Origin of the sequence: Devosia naphthalenivorans, assembly GCF_003056355.1 — a bacterium.
GTDB classification, from domain to species: Bacteria; Pseudomonadota; Alphaproteobacteria; order Rhizobiales; family Devosiaceae; genus Devosia; species Devosia naphthalenivorans.
The window spans coordinates 1-847 of record NZ_PYVW01000044.1; the positions used below are offsets into that span (position 1 = coordinate 1).

Sequence of the window (847 nt, forward strand, 5' to 3'; positions counted from 1 at the left end):
TAGGCTCAGGACTCATTGATTGATCCAGAAGATGACGGTTGCGGCGATACAGATTGCAGACATGAAGGTGTGGGCACACCTGTCGTAACGGGTGTGGACGCGCCGCCAGTCCTTAAGTCTGCCGAACATATTCTCGATCTTGTGCCGCTGACGGTATAGCCCTGTGTCATGGGGGATCGGTGTCTTGCGGTTGGTCTTTGAAGGGATACAGGCCGCGATGCCACGCTCGGCCAAGGCAGCGCGGAACCAGTCGGCATCGTATCCCCGGTCGGCGAGCAGGGCCTTGGCTGTGGGCAAGGCGTCGATCATCAAGGCTGCGCCCTTGTAGTCGCTCATCTGCCCTTCGCTAAGCAACATGACCAATGGACGCCCCTTGCCATCGCAGACGGCATGGAGCTTGGAGTTCAGGCCGCCTTTGGTGCGTCCGATACGTCGGGGAACAGCCCCTTTTTGAGCAGGCTGGCTGCCGTGCGGTGCGCTTTGAGATGAGTGGCGTCGATCATCAGTTGATCCGGTTTGCCGCCCTTGGCTGCCAACGCTGCGAAGATATTGTTGAATACGCCCATGCGGCTCCAGCGGATGAACCGGTTGTATATCGTCTTGGGCGGGCCGTAGGCTGCGGGCGCGTCACGCCAGCGCAGGCCATTTCGGATCACGAAAATGATGCCGCTAACGATCCGGCGGTCGTCTACGCGCGGCACTCCATGCGAGAGCGGAAAATACGGCTCAATCCGCCGTACCTGTGCCGGCGACAACCAAAACAGATCACTCATGGCAAGGCCTCCCTGCAGCAGTGAATCAGATCATCGCCACCCTGGGAATCCCCTTAATGGGTCCTGAGCCTAGG

Annotated in this window: 1 protein-coding gene; it reads right to left on the minus strand. The window is 59.5% G+C overall.

All coding sequences use genetic code 11. The features are described 5' to 3' along the window. Positions 1 to 12 precede the first annotated feature (12 nt). A protein-coding gene (locus C8264_RS21925; protein ID WP_108463107.1) for an IS5 family transposase occupies positions 13 to 773 on the minus strand; the annotation gives its coding sequence in 2 pieces (ribosomal slippage) (positions 13 to 440 and positions 440 to 773; 762 coding nt in all). Between the last annotated feature and the right edge of the window lie 74 nt (positions 774 to 847).